Source organism: Flavisolibacter ginsenosidimutans (genome assembly GCF_007970805.1).
In the GTDB taxonomy this organism is placed as follows: domain Bacteria; phylum Bacteroidota; class Bacteroidia; order Chitinophagales; family Chitinophagaceae; genus Flavisolibacter; species Flavisolibacter ginsenosidimutans.
The window spans coordinates 1,982,035-1,998,561 of record NZ_CP042433.1 but is presented as its reverse complement, the minus strand read 5'-3'; the positions used below and the strand labels follow the sequence as shown (position 1 = coordinate 1,998,561).

The following is a 16,527-nucleotide window of genomic DNA, read 5'->3' as shown; positions in this document are numbered from 1 at the left end:
TTGTCAGGTTTTTATCCTGAAATGAGTACACGGATTTTTAGCGAATTGCACGAATTGTTCCTGCTTTGTACGTTGTTTTTCAAAGCGGAACGATGCCTATAGCTTAAAGCTCTTTGCAACCAAAAATGAATTCTTGCAATCCGTATTTAATTCGTTTCATACTTCGCTCAACTCCAGCCACCGCATTTCCTTTTCATCAATCAACTCACCAATCTTCGTAATTCTTTCTGATGCTTTTTGCAATTGTTCAAAAGGAAGATCGGGTTGCGAAAGAAGATTTGTCAGCTCATTTCTCTCTATCTCTAAATGTTGAATTTCCTTCTCCAATGTTTCAAATTCCCGTTGTTCCTTAAAGCTCAATTTCTTTTTCGGTGCCTCTGCTTGTGTTGCCTGCGGCTTTGTTTGATGCTGCGCAACAATGGGTTCTTTCTTTTCTGCGGGCAAGGCGTCCTGCAGTTTCTGCCATTCGCGGTATTGAGAATAGTTGCCGGGAAAATCACGAATCTCGCCTTCGCCTTCAAACACAAAAAGATGGTCCACAAGGCGATCCATAAAGTAACGGTCGTGGCTAACGATCAACAAACAACCGGGAAAGTCCAGCAAAAAACTTTCGAGCACCGAAAGCGTCGGCAAGTCAAGGTCGTTGGTCGGTTCGTCGAGTATTAAAAAGTTCGGATTACGGAAGAGAATCGTGAGCAAATGAAGGCGCCGTTTTTCACCGCCGCTCAACCGGCTAATGTACGTGTACTGCTGTTCGGGTGGGAAAAGAAACAATTCTAAAAACTGCGCGGCACTCATCAAAGAACCATCTGCCAACGGAAAATTTTCGGCAATGTTTTTCACGTATTCAATCACCCGCATGTCTTCTTTTACCTGCAAGCCCGCTTGTGAATAATTGCCAAATACAATTGTATCACCCACGTTTATTTTGCCGCTGTCGGCTGCCTCAATGCCTTGCACAATATTGATGAAGGTAGATTTGCCCGCGCCGTTCTTGCCAACCACGCCAACCCTTTCACCGCGTTTAAACGTGTAATCAAAACCCTTGAGAATTTTTTTCTCGCCAAAGCTTTTGTACACTTTTTTCATCTCCACAATCTTGCCGCCAAGGCGGTTCATTTTGCTTTGCAATTGCACCTGGTTGTCCACCAGTTGTTGCTTTGCTTTCTTTTCTATCTCGTAAAAATTATCCTGCCGGCTTTTGCTTTTGGTGGTGCGGGCTTTCGGTTGTTTGCGCATCCACTCCAACTCTTTGCGGTATTGGTTGCGTGCCTTTCCAATGCTGGCGGCTTCGCTTTCTTCGCGGGCTGCTTTCTTCTCTAAAAAATTTTGGTAGTCGCCTCGATGGACATAAAGATTTTCATCCATCTCCCAAATCTCGTTGCACACGTTGTCCAAAAAATAGCGGTCGTGTGTTACAAGAATAAGCGTCACATTTTCTTTGTTCAGGTAATGCTCCAGCCATTCCACCATCTCCACGTCAAGATGGTTGGTTGGTTCGTCCATGATGAGTAAAACGTGCTTGTGTTCAAAGCCGATGTCAATCAATGTTTGCGCCAACGCAATGCGTTTGCGCTGGCCACCGCTCAAGGTTGAAACGGTTTGGTGCAGGTTGTGCACTTTCAACTTGTCCAATATCTGGTGCACCTTGGCTTCAAAATCCCAGGCGCCCATGTCGTCCATCTTTATCATCGCATCGCTCAACTTCTGGTGATAAGCCGGTGTGTCGGCCTGCTCGTCCAGCAATTCTTCGTAAGCTTTGATTGCGGCTAAAACCGGGTGTGCGGTGTGAAAGATGTTGTCAATCGTGGTGGCGGCCTCATTCAGTTGGGGCTCTTGTTCAAAGAAAGCGAGATCCACGTCTTTGTTGATCCACACCTTGCCTTCTTCGGCTGTTTCTTTACCGGCGATGATTTTCAACAGAGTTGATTTGCCGGAGCCGTTGCGGGCCACCAGCGCAATCTTGTCGCCTTCGGAAATGTGAAAGGATATATTTTGAAAAAGCGGCTTGATGCCGTATGACTTCGACAGGTTCTCGGCTGACACGTAATGCATGGGCGCAAAGATAAGACGGCCTTATCTTCGTCCGTCCCGCAATGCAAGCCTTGTTTTGGATATCGGCCTTTCTGCTTTTTTACACCTACATTGGTTACGGGCTTTTGCTGCTTCTGGTAAACGCTTTTTTTAAAAAGAAGAGCAGCGTTGACGAGAACCTTTTGCCCGTTGTAACCTTTGTGGTTCCCGCTTACAACGAAGAAGAAATCATTCGTCAGAAGGTTGAAAACACGTTGGCACTTGATTATCCCGCCAAAAAAATTTCATTTGTTTTTGTAACCGATGGCTCAACGGACAAAACGCCGGAAATCATTCGCGATTATCCGCAGATTTTCCTTTTGCACCAGCAGAACCGCGAAGGCAAATCGGCCGCGGTTAACCGCGCCATGCGAAACGTAAAATCATCGGTCGTTGTTTTCAGCGACGCCAACACGATGGTTCACCCGCAAAGCGTTCGCAAACTTGTGCGTCATTATGCCGATGAAAATATTGGTGGCGTATCGGGTGAAAAGCGGGTAGCTGCTAATGATTATTCTGCAGTAGGTTTTGGGGAGAAACTCTATTGGCAATACGAATCACGGCTCAAAAAAGCCAACAGCGATTTTTACACTATTGTTGGTGCGGCGGGCGAATTATTCTCGCTTCGCACACAGCTTTTCCGGCCTTTAAAAAGCAGCGTCATTCTCGACGATTTTGTGCTTTCCGCCACGGTGTGCTTGCAAGGCTTTCGTTTTTTATACGAGCCTGCAGCCTTTGGCGTAGAAGCCTCTTCGGCAACAATTGGCGAAGAGCACAAACGAAAGCGGCGCATCAGCGCAGGTTGTTATCAGGCCTTGTTTGCCCTGCCTTCACTGCTAAATATTTTTAAAAATGGACGGCTTGCTTTTCAGTATGTTTCGCACCGTGTCTTGCGTTGGGTTCTTTGCCCGCTTGCCTTGCCTGCGTTATTGGTGAGCAGTGCTGTTTTATTTGTCCGAACATCTAATTCTGTTTATGTCATTGGGTTTTGGCTGCAAGTCCTGTTTTATTTCCTGACTGGCTTGGGCCTGCTGCTGGCAAAGCAAAAGAAAGCGTTAACGCGGCCGCTTCTTTTGCCTGCTTATTTTGTTTTTATGGTGCTTTCGCAATATGCGGGCTTTTGTCGTTTCGTTACCGGAAGGCAAACGCCGGTTTGGGAAAAGGCTCGTCGGCTTCCAGCCGCTGGCGACAAGGCACAGCCATAAAAATGTGGAACCTGAACCACTAAAACCACTACAAATTCTTCACCTCCTGCATTATTTTTGTAAGGAAAGAACCCACTCATGACGATCAACAAGCACACCATCATTTACGCCGAAGACGATCTTGACGATTTGTTTCTGGTGAAGCAGGCATTTGAAAAACACGATCACATTCAGGTTGTGCACGCACCCGATGGCCGGAAAGCCTTGCGAACGCTGGAGGAAATGCTGAGTGAGAATTTTCTTCCCTGCCTGGTGATTCTCGACATCAACATGCCGGTGATGAACGGACGGGAAACTTTGCAGGCCATTCGGGCCCACCCGCAGTTGCAGCGGCTTTCTGTGGTTTTGTTCACCACCTCTAATAATCCGGCAGATGCGGAATTTGCGCAGCGCATGGAGGCAACTTTTATAACCAAACCCATAGATTTCAGTGATCTTGAAAACATTGCCCGCATGTTTGTGGACAAATGCAATTTTGAAATCAACAAGCTTTCGATGAATTGAGAAATGAGCAATCGGGAACCAGCAATGGAAGCAACGAAAAACGAAGCCTGGCGTTTAATGGGCCTTGATTTCAAACTGCTTTGTTGCCGGTTCTCGGTTGGCGCCGCACAGTCCGGCCTCATCAAGGTTTTTGTAAAATTTTTTCAGCCCACCAAGTTTTTTCCGCTTTTCCATTTTTGGAGCCTGATAACCTTTACTTTTGCTGCCCTGTTTTAAACGGCAACGGGCAACAAGCAAGAAGCATTTTTTGCGGATTGGAAGTTGCCAATTGCTCATTGAAGCAAGCGGGTGTGGTGAAATTGGTAGACACGCCAGACTTAGGATCTGGTGCTTCACGGCTTGGGGGTTCGAGTCCCTCCACCCGCACAGTTCAGTTGATTGGTTGATTAGTTGAGTGGTTAACCGGTTTTCCTCCAGCCTAATAAACCAATCAACCAATCAACTAATCAACCGATAACATGGCAACGATTACGCAACAAGATGTGGCTCCCTTACATAAGCAGCTCAACATCACCGTCAACAAAGAAGATTATCTTCCGCAATTCGAGAAATCAATAAAAGATTACAGCAAGAAAGCCAACATCCCCGGTTTTCGCAAAGGCATGGTGCCGGCTGGTCTTATCAAAAAAATGTACGGTCCGTCGCTCTTTACAGACGAAGTGCTGCGCACCGTTGACAAAGAAGTGTTCAAGTTTATTGAAGACGAAAAGCTGGAAATTTTTGCTCAGCCGCTGCCCGTGGATTTCAACCTGCAGCAATTGGACGTAAACAATCCCGAGAACTACACCTTCACCTTTGAAGTGGGCATGAAGCCCGAAGTGCAAGTGCCCGACTTAAGCAAAGAATCCGTCAAGCGCTACAAAGTATCGGTAACGGATGAAATGGTGGCCGAAGAAGTGGAACGTTTGCGTACACGCTACGGCAACATGTCGGAGCCTGAAACTGTGCAAGGCGAGGAAACGGTGCTGAACGTAACCTTCGTGGAAACCGATGCGCAAGGCGCCGAAGTAGAAGGCGGCATTCGTAAAGACAATTCCGTTCTGCTGAAATATTTCAAAGAAAGTTTTCGGCAAAATGTATTGGGCAAAAAGAAAGACGACACCATTCAGCTTTCGCTCGATGAAGCTTTTGACGACAAAGAGAAGCAATGGATTTTACAAGACCTTGGAATTGACAGCGCAACGGACAAGCATTTTAAGCTCCTCATCACCAAACTTGGTTTGGTAGAGCCAAGAGAGCTGAACGAAGAGTTCTTCAAACAACTTTTCCCGAACGAAGAAATTAAAACAGGAGAAGACTTTAAGGCACGTGTAAAAGACGAACTGCAGAAGCAATGGGACGCCGAAAGTCGCAACCAGCTTCAGCACAATTTGTATCACGTTCTTCTCGAGCATACCCGGATTGATTTTCCCGCCGAATTTTTAAAACGGTGGTTGAAAACGCAAGGCAAAGAAGGTGCGGTAAAAAGCGACGAAGAAGTTGAAGCTGAGTTTCCCGCCTTCATCAACCAGTTGAAGTGGACGCTGATCACCGACGAATTGATAAAGAAAGGCGGCGTTGAAGTAAGCCAGGACGAGTTGCGCCAATTTGCCAAACAGCAACTCTTTGGCTACATGGGCATGGCCGCTGCCGCGGACGAAGAACAGGATTGGGTACGCGACTACATTGACCGCATGATGAAGGATCGCAAATACGTGGAAGATGCCTACAACCGCCTGCAAACGCAAAAGATGTTTGACTGGGCCGAAGGCCAGGTGAACGCCGTGGAAACGCCGGTGTCGAAAGAAGAGTTCATCAAGATGAACGAGGAGCAACAACATCATCATCATTAAATTGGCAGCAAATATTTTCAAACCCAATCCCGTATGCGATTGGGTTTTTTCTTTTATGAACCAAGCAGCAGTGCTACTGTTTAGCATCGTTGCGTCGCACGCTTGTACGCCTTGTAAGTCTGTTCAGCAAGGCGTTTGCTCTACGCTTATTTTTGATTCACAATTGTTATGGCAGAATATTTCAACGTCGGCAAATTCGTAAGCACATTCGGCCTTCAGGGCGAACTAATTCTGAAGCACAACCTCGGAAAGAAAACATCGTTAAAAGGTTTGCAGGCCCTTTTTGTTGAAGAAAAAAAAGAAAGCTTTCTTCCGTGGTTCGTGCAAGGAACACGCATCAAAAACGAAGAAGAAATTTACGTTGCGTTAGAAGGTGTTTCAGTACGGGAAGTAGCGGCAAAGCTTGTGCAAAAAACCGTGTGGTTACCCGAAGCCGACTTTAAAAAATTTTCTGCCAAGTCTTCGCCCATCAGTTTTCTGGGCTACGAGATCGTGGAGAACGGCAAGGCTCTGGGAAAAGTGCTTGAGGTTATTGAGCAGCCGCATCAAATCCTTTGCCGCATTGATCTCGAAGGCAAGGAAGCCTATATTCCGCTGCACGAAGAAACCATCGTAAAAATTGACAAGAAAAAAGAGCAGATCATTGTTGACCTGCCCGAAGGTTTGCTCGATGTTTATCGCTAACCGCGTTGTTATTTCTTTTGTTGCTGCGAGGTTTCGGTAACAGAAAGAAGCACCGGAAATTTATCTGTTGTTACGCCGGTTTTTTTCAGCGTGTTGCGGGCCTGTATCATGTGCCGCTGTTCGTGTGCAATCAAAAACCGCAGCGTATCGCCCAGCCGCAGTTTGATCAATTTGGTGAACGTAATGGGTATGTGAATTTTGGCGAGGTCTTTTCCTTTTGCCAGTTCCAGCAGTTGCAGCAATTTATCCTGTCCGGCAATAAATTCATTCAGCACCGTCTCCACGTGCAGGCTGTTCGGGAACGACATTTTTTTTGCCGTCTTCATTTTGTTCTTGATCTCGTACACGTTGGTGGGCTTCATCATTTTTGTAAACCGTTCGCCCCAATATCCGGATGTGAACCAAGCGTTTTTGTCGTAGGTGATCAGGGACAACTCTTTCTCAATCAGCGGAAGGTAATGCCGGTTGTAACCGTTCAGGTGCTCAACCGCCTGCACGGCGCTCCACCGGCCTTCTTCGGGACAATAAGCCAGTTTGTTTTTGTCGGCTGTAACAAGAAATTGTGCCGCTTCTTTTATCCTGCGTACATCCTGTGCCAGTTCGTTCAGCAGTTCTTCACTCTTAAATTTTGCCATAAGAAAGGTTTTTACAAAGCTATTTATTATGCTTCTTTCAAATAATAGACCAGCCTGGAAAGGAATACTAGATATTGGAGATTGTGATATTGAGATATTGCATTTACGGTAAACCACTTAATTCCCAATTCCGAACATCCAATATCTCAATATCACAATCTCCTCTCTCACGCTTCTTGCCGGAAAGTCCTTACATTGAAGAGGCAATCATGGAAACCAATTTTTTACAACGGCTGCAATTGAAAAGACGCGGCAACCGCTTCAGTGCGCAAAACCTGGCACGAGTGGTGAAAGGCGGCGCAGCGCTTTTTTCATTGTTAACCGAACTGATTGAGGCTGCCGCCCATTCCATTCACCTTCAAACTTACATTTTTAGCAACGACAGCACGGGAACCAAGATAGCCGAAGCCTTAATGGCGGCGGCAAAACGCGGCGTAAAAGTTTATCTTATGGCCGATGGCTACGCCTCCCGTTCCCTTCCCAAAGACTTCATCAAAAACCTTGAAAATGCCGGCGTGAACTTTCGCTTTTTTGAGCCCGTGTTTCGGAGCGAACATTTCTATTTTGGCCGGCGGCTGCACCACAAAGTAGCGGTGTTTGACAGCAAGTACGGATTGGTAAGCGGCAGCAACGTTGCCGACCGCTACAACGATCTGCCCGATCAACCGGCCTGGTACGACATGGCCGTTTTTGTGGAAGGCGATTCGGTGCTGGAGCTTTACGATATCTGCATCAAAATCTGGGAACGCGACCAAACCAAAAAAAACCTCCTGCGCAAGAAGCTTCTCGATCTTTTCAATTACATCGCCAAAGAAGAATCCGTGGGTATTCGCGTGTTGCAAAACGATTGGGTGCGCCGCAAGTTGGAAATTTATTTCGCCTATCAAAAGCTTTTCAAGGAAGCGCACAAAAGCATCACCATCGTATGCAGTTATTTTTTGCCGGGGCTTTCGCTGCGCAACAGATTAAGCAAGGCCGTGAAGCGGGGTGTAGACGTAAAAGTGGTGCTGGCGAGTACTTCGGACGTGGCGCTGACCAAACACGCCGAACGCTATCTATACAGTTGGATGTTTCGCAACGGCATCCAGATTTATGAATACCAGCCCACCGTTCTTCATGCAAAATTTGCCGTTGTTGACGAAGACTTTCTCAACATCGGTTCATACAACATTAATGACCTGAGCGCCCAAGCCAGTGTTGAATTAAACCTGTTGGTGAAAGATGCGGAAGTGGCGCAGGAGATGCAGGCCGAAGTAAGAAACATCATCGAAAGCAAATGCCTCAAGGTAGAGCCATCGGCTTATGCTTTTCATATTCTATCGTTTCGCCAGTTGTGGCGGTTCCTTTGTTACCATGCCTTGCGCATGACGCTTGCGCTTGGCACCTTTTATTTCAAGCAAGAGGAGTAGGGGCACTTATCTTCGCCGCATGAATATTCGAATTGGACAGGGCATCGATTTTCACCAACTCGTTGAAGGCCGTGAGCTTTGGATTGGCGGTGTAAAGATTGACCATACCAAAGGTGCGCTTGGCCACAGCGATGCCGATGTTTTACTTCACGCCGTTTGCGATGCGTTCTTGGGTGCGGCTTGTCTTGGCGACATCGGCACTCACTTTCCCGATACTGATGCGCAATACAAAAACATTGATAGCAAGATTCTATTACAGCGAACCGTTGATTTAATCAAAAAAGAAAGTTACACCATCGTCAATATCGACAGCACGCTTTGTTTGGAAAAGCCCAAAATCAAACCTTACGTTGCGCAAATGCAAAGCACCATTGCAAACCTTTGCGGCCTCGCCCCAAACGATGTTTCCATCAAAGCCACCACAACCGAGAAGATGGGTTTTGTAGGACGCGAAGAAGGCCTTGTGGCTTACGCTACTGTTTTATTGCAACGATTTTAACAACTCGAACTGCCTGCGCTTTTATCTTTGGCCGTTATGAACTTGCCCGTCAAAATCGTAAACCGTTCTCCTTTTCCATTGCCGCAATACGCAACCGTAGGTTCGTCGGGAATGGACTTGCGGGCCAACATTTCTGAAGACATTGTATTGCAATCTTTGGAACGCTGTCTTGTTCCAACCGGTTTGTTTATAGAATTGCCACCGGGTTACGAGGCACAGGTTCGTCCCCGCAGCGGAATGGCCATAAAGCACGGCATCACTTGTTTGAATTCGCCGGGAACGATTGACAGCGATTACCGTGGCGAGATAAAAGTGATCTTAATAAATCTTTCAGGTGAAGAACAACGCCTGCACGCCGGCGACAGGATTGCCCAACTTGTATTGCAGAAAATTGAGAAAGTGGATTGGAAGGAAGTTAACGATTTGGAAGAAACAATACGCAGCGGTGGAGGCTTTGGCTCTACCGGAAAACAATAAGCATGAAGCAACTTTTTATACTCCTTGCCCTGATTGGATTTTTGGCTTCCTGCCGTTCGTCGCGGGCCATCGGCAAGGCCGTTGGCCGGAAAGACTCAACGGCGAAAGCAATAACGGTAGCACCGCCTGTGGTAAACAAAATAGACACGGGGCAACTAATTAGAAACACCCTGGCCGACGTAGCCCGCCGGCACATTGATTTCACCACCTTTAGCGCCAAGATAGACGTGGATTACAAAGGCACCGACGGCAAAGGACACAGCGTAAAAGCCAACATAAAAATGTACAAGGACAGCGCCATCTGGCTTTCGGTAAACGCCACGGTGTTGAGCATTGAAGGCTTGCGCCTGCTGATTACAAAAGATTCGGTAAAGCTTTTAAACAAGCTGGAAAAAACCTACGCGGCCAGGGGTATTAGCTTTTTGCAGGAAACCACATCGCTGCCGCTGAACCTTTATTCCCTGCAAGAGTTGATCATCGGCAATCCGGTTTATCTTGATTCCAACGTCGTCCGTTACAACCACAGCAACGGTTTAATTACGTTGCTAAGCATCGGACAATTTTTTCGAAACGCCGTCACCTTTTCCGACGCCGATGCAACGCTTGTGCACAGCAAGCTCATTGACGTTCATACGCTGCGCAATCGCACCGCCGATCTGTCGTACAGCCAGTACGAAAACGCGAACGGAATTCTTTTCCCCACTAAGCGACAGGTTATTGTTTCGGAAACGGGACGCCTTGAAGTAAAGCTCGATTTCAACAACTACGTATTCAACGGTGAAGTGAGTTTTCCTTTTCGCGTACCAAAAAATTATTCGCGCCAGTAAAATTTATTTTTGCCTTTATCGTTTATCCCAGTTCAACCCAAACGCAGCAGCATGAAAAAACTCCTGATTCTTTTTGTTGGTTTGTTTGCGCTTCACGCGGCATTTGCACAAAGTGCTGAAAAGGAAAGAATGCAACGCGAACGGCAGCAGTTACAGGCCGAACTAAAAGAAATACAGGCAAACTACAACAAGGTAAAAGGACAGCAAAAAGCCACCATCGGCCAACTGACGATACTGCAAAACAAAATGCAGGTACAGAACCGCTACATCTCCAACATCAACAGCGAGATTAAACTGCTAAACGACGACATCTACGTAAGCAACCAGGAAATTACCCGCCTGCAGCGGCAACTGGATACGTTGAAAGCTGAATATGCCCGCAGCGTTGTTTACTCCTACAAAAACAACAACAGCTACGACTACATCAACTTTATTTTTTCGGCCTCCAATTTTAACGATGCGGTGCGCCGTGTGTCGTATTTGAAATCGTACCGCGCTTACAACGAGAAGAAAGTGCAAACGATCAAAGAAACAAAAGCACTGATTGAACAACGCAAGGGTCAACTGCAGGGCAAGACAAAACAAAAAGCGTCAGCGCTGGAAAATCAAAAAGATCAACTGAACGAACTGGAAGATCAAAAGAAAGAGAAAGACCGTGTGGCATCGAAGTTGAAATCGCAGGCCAATGATTTGTCAAAGCAAATGGCCGTGAAGAAAAAACGCGATGCGCAACTGCGCAACCAGATTGCGGCCATCATCAGGCGCGACATGGAAAGGGCAAGGGAAGAAGAGCGGAAGCGGTTGGCGGCAGCAAAAGCTGCGGAGGCCAATAGGCCGAAAAATAACGCCGAAAGCAACACCGGTTCAGTAACCACTACACCAAAAGTGAGAGCCAGGACAGAAGCCATTCCGATGACGGAAGGTGAGACGAAACTGGCGGCATCATTTGTTTCCAATCGCGGCCATCTTCCCTGGCCGGTTGACGGTGGCTTTGTGAGCATTCCGTACGGGCCTTACGAAATCGGCGGACTGAAAATGGTGAACGATTGCATTACTATTTCAACACCTTCGGCAGGCGTTTCTGTGAAGGCCGTGTTTGATGGAACGGTTACGGCGGTTTCCAACGTGGGCGAAGGAATGTTCGTCATGATCAAGCACGGGAATTATTATTCCGGTTATACTTTATCATCAGCGTCGGTAAGCCGTGGCGAGACAGTGCGTACCGGTCAAGTTATTGGTCGCGCTGCCACTGCCGACGACGGCAGCGGTGGCCAGGTAGATTTTTATTTAATGCAGGGAGAGAAGCACGTGAATCCAAGGCCGTGGCTGAGATAACGTGAGACGTGAAACGGCAAACGTGAGACCAAAGAGACTTCTATTTGCAGCCTATCGTTACGATGGGCTGTTTTGTTTTTGATGGGTAAACTTCTTATTATGGTTATAGAAATTGTGGCTGAATGTTTGTTCGGTTTCACGTCTCACGTTTGACGTCTCACGTGTTCACCAATTCGCTGCTCAACACTTCCTCGTATAATTTTTCGTAAAGCGGAACGATGCTTTTGATATCAAAAGCCTGCGCATGTTTCGCCGCTGCTGATTTAAACTGTTGTAGCCGTTCATCGTTTTGCAAAATGTCAATTGCGTAATGACTCAATGTTTCTACGTCGCCTACATCGCCCATGTAACCCACAATGCCTTGCACCATAATTTCGGGCAGTCCGCCTGCGTTGGTTGAAACCACCGGAATGCCTGCGGCCATGGCTTCCAGTGCGGCCAAGCCAAAGCTCTCGTATTCGGAAGTGAGCAAGAATAAATCGGCAATGGCAAGAATGTCTTCCATCTGTTCTTGCTTGCCCACGAACCGAACGTCGTCGCACACTTTTAACTGGCGGCACAACTGCTCCGCTGTGGCCCGTTCCGGCCCGTCGCCCACGAACAAAAGTTTCGACGGAATTTTTTTGTGTACGTTGTAAAAAATCTCCACCACGTCCGTCACCCGTTTTATCTTCCTAAAGTTGGAAGCGTGCAGCAAAATGCGTTCGCCTTCTGGCGCAATTACTTTTTTAAAGGCGTCAATGGGCTTGCGGTTGAAGCGGGCCACGTCCACAAAATTGTGAATGACCTCAATGTTTTTTTCAATCTTGAAATGCTTGAAGGTTTCGTCGCGCAAGTTTTGCGACACGGCCGTAATGGCATCGCTTTGATTGATGGAAAACGTCACGACCGGCGCATAGGTTTTGTCACGGCCCACAAGCGTTATGTCCGTTCCGTGCAAGGTTGTAATGACGGGAATGTGTAAGCCTTCAGCCTCCAATATTTTCTTTGCCATATAAGCCGCCGATGCATGAGGGATGGCGTAGTGCACGTGCAACAATTGAAGATTGTTGTTTTTAATTACGTCAACCATGGTGCTTGCCAACGCGGTTTCATAAGGCGGATAATCAAACAAAGGATACGTGGGAACTTGTACTTCGTGATAAAAAATATTGGGAATAAAACCGTTCAGCCTTACGGGTTGTTGATACGTGATAAAATGAACGTGATGGCCCTGTTGTGCCAATGCCTTTCCCAACTCCGTTGCCAGTACACCGCTGCCGCCAAAAGTGGGATAACAAACAATTCCAATTCGCATAATGATAGATTCAACAACTAAGGTAGGGATTTGGTTGATTGCAGTAGCCGCCGCTCATCACTGTTAGCCGAAACGAAACAAGATGAAAGCATAGCAAATTGCTGTATTGCGGCTGCGCAACTTTACCTAACATTGCAGGCTATGAAAAAAATTGTTTTTCTTCTTTCGTGCCTTGCTATTGTCGCAAGCGCCTTTGCACAAAAAGACGATTCTCTCTTCATCAAAAACCTTTCGGATTTTATTCTTACGAAAGGCCAGGCTTATGAAAATCTGCGCCATTTGACCAAGCAAATCGGTCAACGCTTGTCGGGTTCCGCGGGTATGTACAAGGCCGAAGCCTGGGGACTGAAAACAATGAAAGAAGCCGGTGCGGACAACGCATATTTACAGGCGTGCATGGTGCCGCATTGGGTGCGCGGTGGCAAGGACGAAGCCACGACACAAAGCGGCAATGGAAACAAAAAATCATTGGACGTGCTGGCCTTGGGCAATTCGCTTGGCTCAAGTAAACCGGTTACCGCGAAAGTGATTGAAGTAAAAAACTTTGACGAGCTGGAAACAAGAAGGAACGATGTGAAAGACAAGATTGTTTTTTACAATTATCCGTTCAATCAAACTTTCATCAAAACCTTTGAAGCTTACGGCGATGCCGTGCAATACCGTGGAGCGGGTGCAAGCCGTGCCGCAAAGTACGGAGCGCAAGCGGTGATTGTAAGAAGCATGTCGGAAAGCACCGACAATATTCCGCACACGGGTTCTTTGCGTTACGATACTGCTTACGCAAAAATTCCGGCCGTAGCCGTTGGCTTGCAGGATGCCAATTGGTTAAGCGATGCATTGAAAAAAGGAAGCATTTCTGTTACACTTTCTACGCACGGAAAATTTTTTCCCGATACCGTCGGCCATAACGTGATTGGTGAATTAAAAGGCTCGGAATTTCCGGCCGAATACATCACCGTTGGCGGACACCTTGATAGTTGGGACCCGGCCGAAGGCGCACACGACGACGGCGCCGGCGTGGTGCAAACCATTGAAGTTTTACGGGCCTTTAAAGCCCTTGGCTACAAACCCAAACGCACCCTTCGCTTTGTGCTTTTTGCCAACGAAGAAAACGGTTTGCGCGGCGGCACCAAATACGCCGAAGAAGCGCAGGCGAAAGGAGAGAAGCACATCTTCTCTTTGGAAAGCGACGAAGGCGGTTTTACGCCGCGTGGCTTTGGTTTAACCGGCAGCGATGCGCAGTTTCAAAAACTTCTTTCCTGGCAACCTTTGTTGACGCGGTACGGCGCCAGCGAAATGTCGCGTGGCGGTGGTGGCTCTGATATTGGCCCCTTGAACCGCACGCAGGGAACGCCAACGGCAGGACTTTCACCCGACTCGCAACGTTACTTCGATTACCACCATGCCCGCAACGATGTGTTTGAAGCCGTGAACAAGCGTGAATTGGAACTGAGCGTCGTAAACATGGCCGCACTCATTTACCTTGTTGACAAGTACGGTTTTTAATTTCTGTTCAACTTCTTTTAAAAACGCAGGCATCAAAAGGTGCTTGCGTTTTTTTATGTAGCCGGCTTTTGTAATTCATGGCATCGCCGGTTGCGTCGCACTCGTGTGCGTTCAGAACGCTGTTGGACAAACCTCATCCGGCCTTCACATCGAGAGGGGAAAGAAAGGTGAGGCGCCGCGTAGCGAACAAGGCGCACACGAGTGCGACGCAACCGGGGCTCAATGGATACGTGAAGCCTTGGCTCATAAAAATATTTCGTACAGAGCCGGGGAGCAATCGAGAAGAGAAAGCAACTGCGCACAACACGCCAACCACAAACCACCCACGACAAACCACAAACCGAATTTGCCTGTTTTCCTTTAATTTCGGCACTCAAATTAAAGAACACACAATGGCCGAAGTGATACTGATGCCCCGCCTCAGCGATACGATGACCGAAGGCGTGATTGCCGCCTGGCACAAAAAGATTGGAGACTCCGTAAAAAAAGGCGACCTGCTTGCCGAAATAGAAACCGATAAAGCCACAATGGAACTGGAAAGCTACAAGGACGGCACATTGCTGCACATCGGCGGCGACAAGGGTTCTAAAATTCAAGTGGACGATTTGTTGGCCATTGTAGGCGCACCCGGCGAGGACGTTTCTGGTTTAATTGGCGGCGGCAAACCCGCTGCGCAACCGCAACCGCAAAGCGGTCAATCGCAACAAGCCGCAAGCCCTCAGCCACAAGCTCAAGCTCAAACCCAAACTCAACCTTCTTCACCCTCCGTTGATATTTCGAAAATGGAGGAAGTTGTGCTGATGCCAAGATTGAGCGATACAATGACCGAAGGCGTGATTGCGGGATGGCACAAAAAAGTAGGCGACGATGTGAAAAAGGGTGATGTGTTGGCCGACATTGAAACCGATAAAGCCACAATGGAACTGGAAAGCTACAAGAACGGAAAGCTTTTGTACCAGGGTGCGCAGCAAGGCGAGAAGATTGCCGTGAACGATTTGCTCTGCATCATTGGCGAAGAAGGCAAAGTAGATGTGAAGGCGATTGTAGCAGCGGCAAAAGGCGGTGCACAGTCAACGGTCAACACTCAACAGCCTACAGAAGCGGCAACTCCAACGAGCAACCAACCCGCCGCACAAACGGCCAACGAACAACAAACAACCGTCAACGGCACTACAGATGGCCGCATCAAGGCTTCGCCATTGGCCAAAAAAATGGCAGCCGAAAAAGGCATTGATATTTCCAAGGTGCAAGGCAGCGGCGACAACGGTCGCATTGTAAAAGCCGACGTTGACAACTTCAAGCCTTCAGCGATCAGCAATCAGCAATCGGCAACTGTTCAACCAATCACCCAATCAACCAGTCAACCGGTCTCCGGTCAGGAAGGTTATGCCGATACCAATGTTTCGCAAATGCGCAAAGTGATTGCGAAACGTTTGGGCGAAAGCAAATTCAGTGCGCCGCATTTCTATCTCACGATGGAGATTGTGATGGACAACGCGATGACGGCACGTACGCAAATGAACGAAGTGAGCAGCGTGAAGATTTCTTTCAACGATATGGTGGTGAAAGCTTGCGCTATGGCCCTGCGCAAGCATCCTGCCGTTAACAGTTCGTGGATGGGTGATTTCATTCGCACTTACCAACATATAAATATCGGCGTGGCCGTAGCCGTGGAAGACGGTTTGATTGTGCCGGTGATTCGCTTTGCCGATCAAAAAACATTAAGCCAGATTGCCGCGGAAACAAAAGAGCTTGCGGGCAAAGCCAGAAATAAAAAACTTCAGCCGAACGAATTCACCGGTAACACCTTCACCATTTCCAATTTGGGCATGATGGACATTGACGAGTTTACGGCCATCATCAACCCGCCCGATAGTGCGATTATGGCCGTGGGAAGAATCAAAGAAGAAGTGTACAAAAAGGGAGATGGATTTGCGGTACGTAACGTGATGAAGGTAACCCTAAGTTGTGACCACCGCAGTGTTGACGGTGCCGTGGGAGCAGGCTTTCTGCAAACGTTTAAAAAGTTTCTGGAGAACCCGGTGACGATGCTCGTTTAACTACGGTGTCGTTATTGTGAATAAATTAAGCCGCTGAAATTTTCAGCGGCTTTTGTTTTGGTAGATGAACAGGCTTACTGTATGTGAAAGTTCAGGATGCGGTTGCGAGTTAACGGCTCTTGCCGCACGCTTGCCGTCAGTAATGGAAACACCAAGAACGTCGCTATTTGTGCCGGAACCATTC

At 47.6% G+C, this 16,527-nt stretch carries 15 protein-coding genes and 1 tRNA gene; 13 read left to right on the top strand and 3 right to left on the bottom strand.

Annotated features, from left to right (window positions below; translation table 11 throughout):
- Positions 1 to 156: 156 nt before the first annotated feature.
- A complete protein-coding gene (locus tag FSB75_RS08205) occupies positions 157 to 2,055 on the bottom strand; it encodes an ABC-F family ATP-binding cassette domain-containing protein (RefSeq protein ID WP_146785410.1) in 1,899 nt (632 codons plus the stop codon).
- 41 nt (positions 2,056 to 2,096) lie between these two features.
- Here FSB75_RS08205 and FSB75_RS08200 point away from each other — a divergent pair, with 41 nt between their 5' ends.
- The 6 genes from FSB75_RS08200 to rimM all read left to right on the top strand — a co-directional run bounded on the left by FSB75_RS08200 (position 2,097) and on the right by rimM (position 6,298).
- Positions 2,097 to 3,278 carry a glycosyltransferase family 2 protein gene (locus tag FSB75_RS08200; RefSeq protein WP_146785406.1) on the top strand — a complete coding sequence of 394 codons (1,182 nt, stop codon included), beginning with the start codon at positions 2,097 to 2,099 and terminating at the stop codon, positions 3,276 to 3,278.
- 78 nt (positions 3,279 to 3,356) lie between these two features.
- Positions 3,357 to 3,782 carry a response regulator gene (locus FSB75_RS08195; RefSeq protein WP_146785403.1) on the top strand — a complete coding sequence of 142 codons (426 nt, stop codon included), beginning with the start codon at positions 3,357 to 3,359 and terminating at the stop codon, positions 3,780 to 3,782.
- 24 nt (positions 3,783 to 3,806) lie between these two features.
- Positions 3,807 to 3,998 (top strand): hypothetical protein, encoded by a 192-nt coding sequence (locus FSB75_RS08190; protein WP_146785400.1) that lies wholly within the window; start codon positions 3,807 to 3,809, stop codon positions 3,996 to 3,998.
- Between the two features lie 68 nt (positions 3,999 to 4,066).
- A tRNA-Leu gene (locus tag FSB75_RS08185) sits at positions 4,067 to 4,148 on the top strand.
- Between the two features lie 92 nt (positions 4,149 to 4,240).
- Positions 4,241 to 5,614 (top strand): trigger factor, encoded by a 1,374-nt coding sequence (gene tig, locus FSB75_RS08180; RefSeq protein ID WP_146785397.1) that lies wholly within the window; start codon positions 4,241 to 4,243, stop codon positions 5,612 to 5,614.
- A 168-nt stretch (positions 5,615 to 5,782) separates the two neighbouring features.
- The gene (rimM, locus tag FSB75_RS08175) at positions 5,783 to 6,298 is read left to right on the top strand and encodes a ribosome maturation factor RimM (RefSeq protein ID WP_146785394.1); all 516 of its coding nucleotides are present in this window, start codon (positions 5,783 to 5,785) and stop codon (positions 6,296 to 6,298) included.
- A gap of 8 nt (positions 6,299 to 6,306) precedes the next feature.
- On the opposite strand, the gene FSB75_RS08170 is transcribed toward rimM, so the two are convergent.
- The gene (locus FSB75_RS08170) at positions 6,307 to 6,933 is read right to left on the bottom strand and encodes a DinB family protein (RefSeq protein WP_146785391.1); all 627 of its coding nucleotides are present in this window, start codon (positions 6,931 to 6,933) and stop codon (positions 6,307 to 6,309) included.
- Between the two features lie 209 nt (positions 6,934 to 7,142).
- On the opposite strand from FSB75_RS08170, the gene FSB75_RS08165 reads away from it, so the two are divergent.
- From FSB75_RS08165 to FSB75_RS08145, 5 genes are read left to right on the top strand one after another with little or no spacing between them, the layout of a single operon-like run.
- The gene (locus FSB75_RS08165) at positions 7,143 to 8,342 is read left to right on the top strand and encodes a phospholipase D-like domain-containing protein (RefSeq protein ID WP_146785389.1); all 1,200 of its coding nucleotides are present in this window, start codon (positions 7,143 to 7,145) and stop codon (positions 8,340 to 8,342) included.
- 19 nt (positions 8,343 to 8,361) lie between these two features.
- Positions 8,362 to 8,841, top strand: coding sequence for a 2-C-methyl-D-erythritol 2,4-cyclodiphosphate synthase (gene ispF, locus FSB75_RS08160; RefSeq protein ID WP_146785385.1), 480 nt, complete (start codon positions 8,362 to 8,364; stop codon positions 8,839 to 8,841).
- 36 nt (positions 8,842 to 8,877) lie between these two features.
- A complete protein-coding gene (dut, locus tag FSB75_RS08155; protein ID WP_146785382.1) occupies positions 8,878 to 9,318 on the top strand; it encodes a dUTP diphosphatase in 441 nt (146 codons plus the stop codon).
- A gap of 2 nt (positions 9,319 to 9,320) precedes the next feature.
- The gene (locus FSB75_RS08150; protein WP_146785379.1) at positions 9,321 to 10,145 is read left to right on the top strand and encodes a DUF4292 domain-containing protein; all 825 of its coding nucleotides are present in this window, start codon (positions 9,321 to 9,323) and stop codon (positions 10,143 to 10,145) included.
- A gap of 51 nt (positions 10,146 to 10,196) precedes the next feature.
- Entirely contained in the window at positions 10,197 to 11,480 is a 1,284-nt protein-coding gene (locus FSB75_RS08145) for a murein hydrolase activator EnvC family protein (RefSeq protein ID WP_146785375.1), read from the top strand.
- A gap of 157 nt (positions 11,481 to 11,637) precedes the next feature.
- On the opposite strand, the gene bshA is transcribed toward FSB75_RS08145, so the two are convergent.
- Complete coding sequence (gene bshA / locus FSB75_RS08140; protein WP_146785371.1) at positions 11,638 to 12,777, bottom strand: N-acetyl-alpha-D-glucosaminyl L-malate synthase BshA; 1,140 nt, start codon at positions 12,775 to 12,777, stop codon at positions 11,638 to 11,640.
- Between the two features lie 141 nt (positions 12,778 to 12,918).
- Here bshA and FSB75_RS08135 point away from each other — a divergent pair, with 141 nt between their 5' ends.
- Positions 12,919 to 14,283 (top strand): M20/M25/M40 family metallo-hydrolase, encoded by a 1,365-nt coding sequence (locus FSB75_RS08135; protein WP_146785368.1) that lies wholly within the window; start codon positions 12,919 to 12,921, stop codon positions 14,281 to 14,283.
- Positions 14,284 to 14,675: 392 nt separating this feature from the next.
- Positions 14,676 to 16,343 (top strand): pyruvate dehydrogenase complex dihydrolipoamide acetyltransferase, encoded by a 1,668-nt coding sequence (locus FSB75_RS08130; protein ID WP_146785365.1) that lies wholly within the window; start codon positions 14,676 to 14,678, stop codon positions 16,341 to 16,343.
- The last annotated feature ends 184 nt before the right edge of the window (positions 16,344 to 16,527 follow it).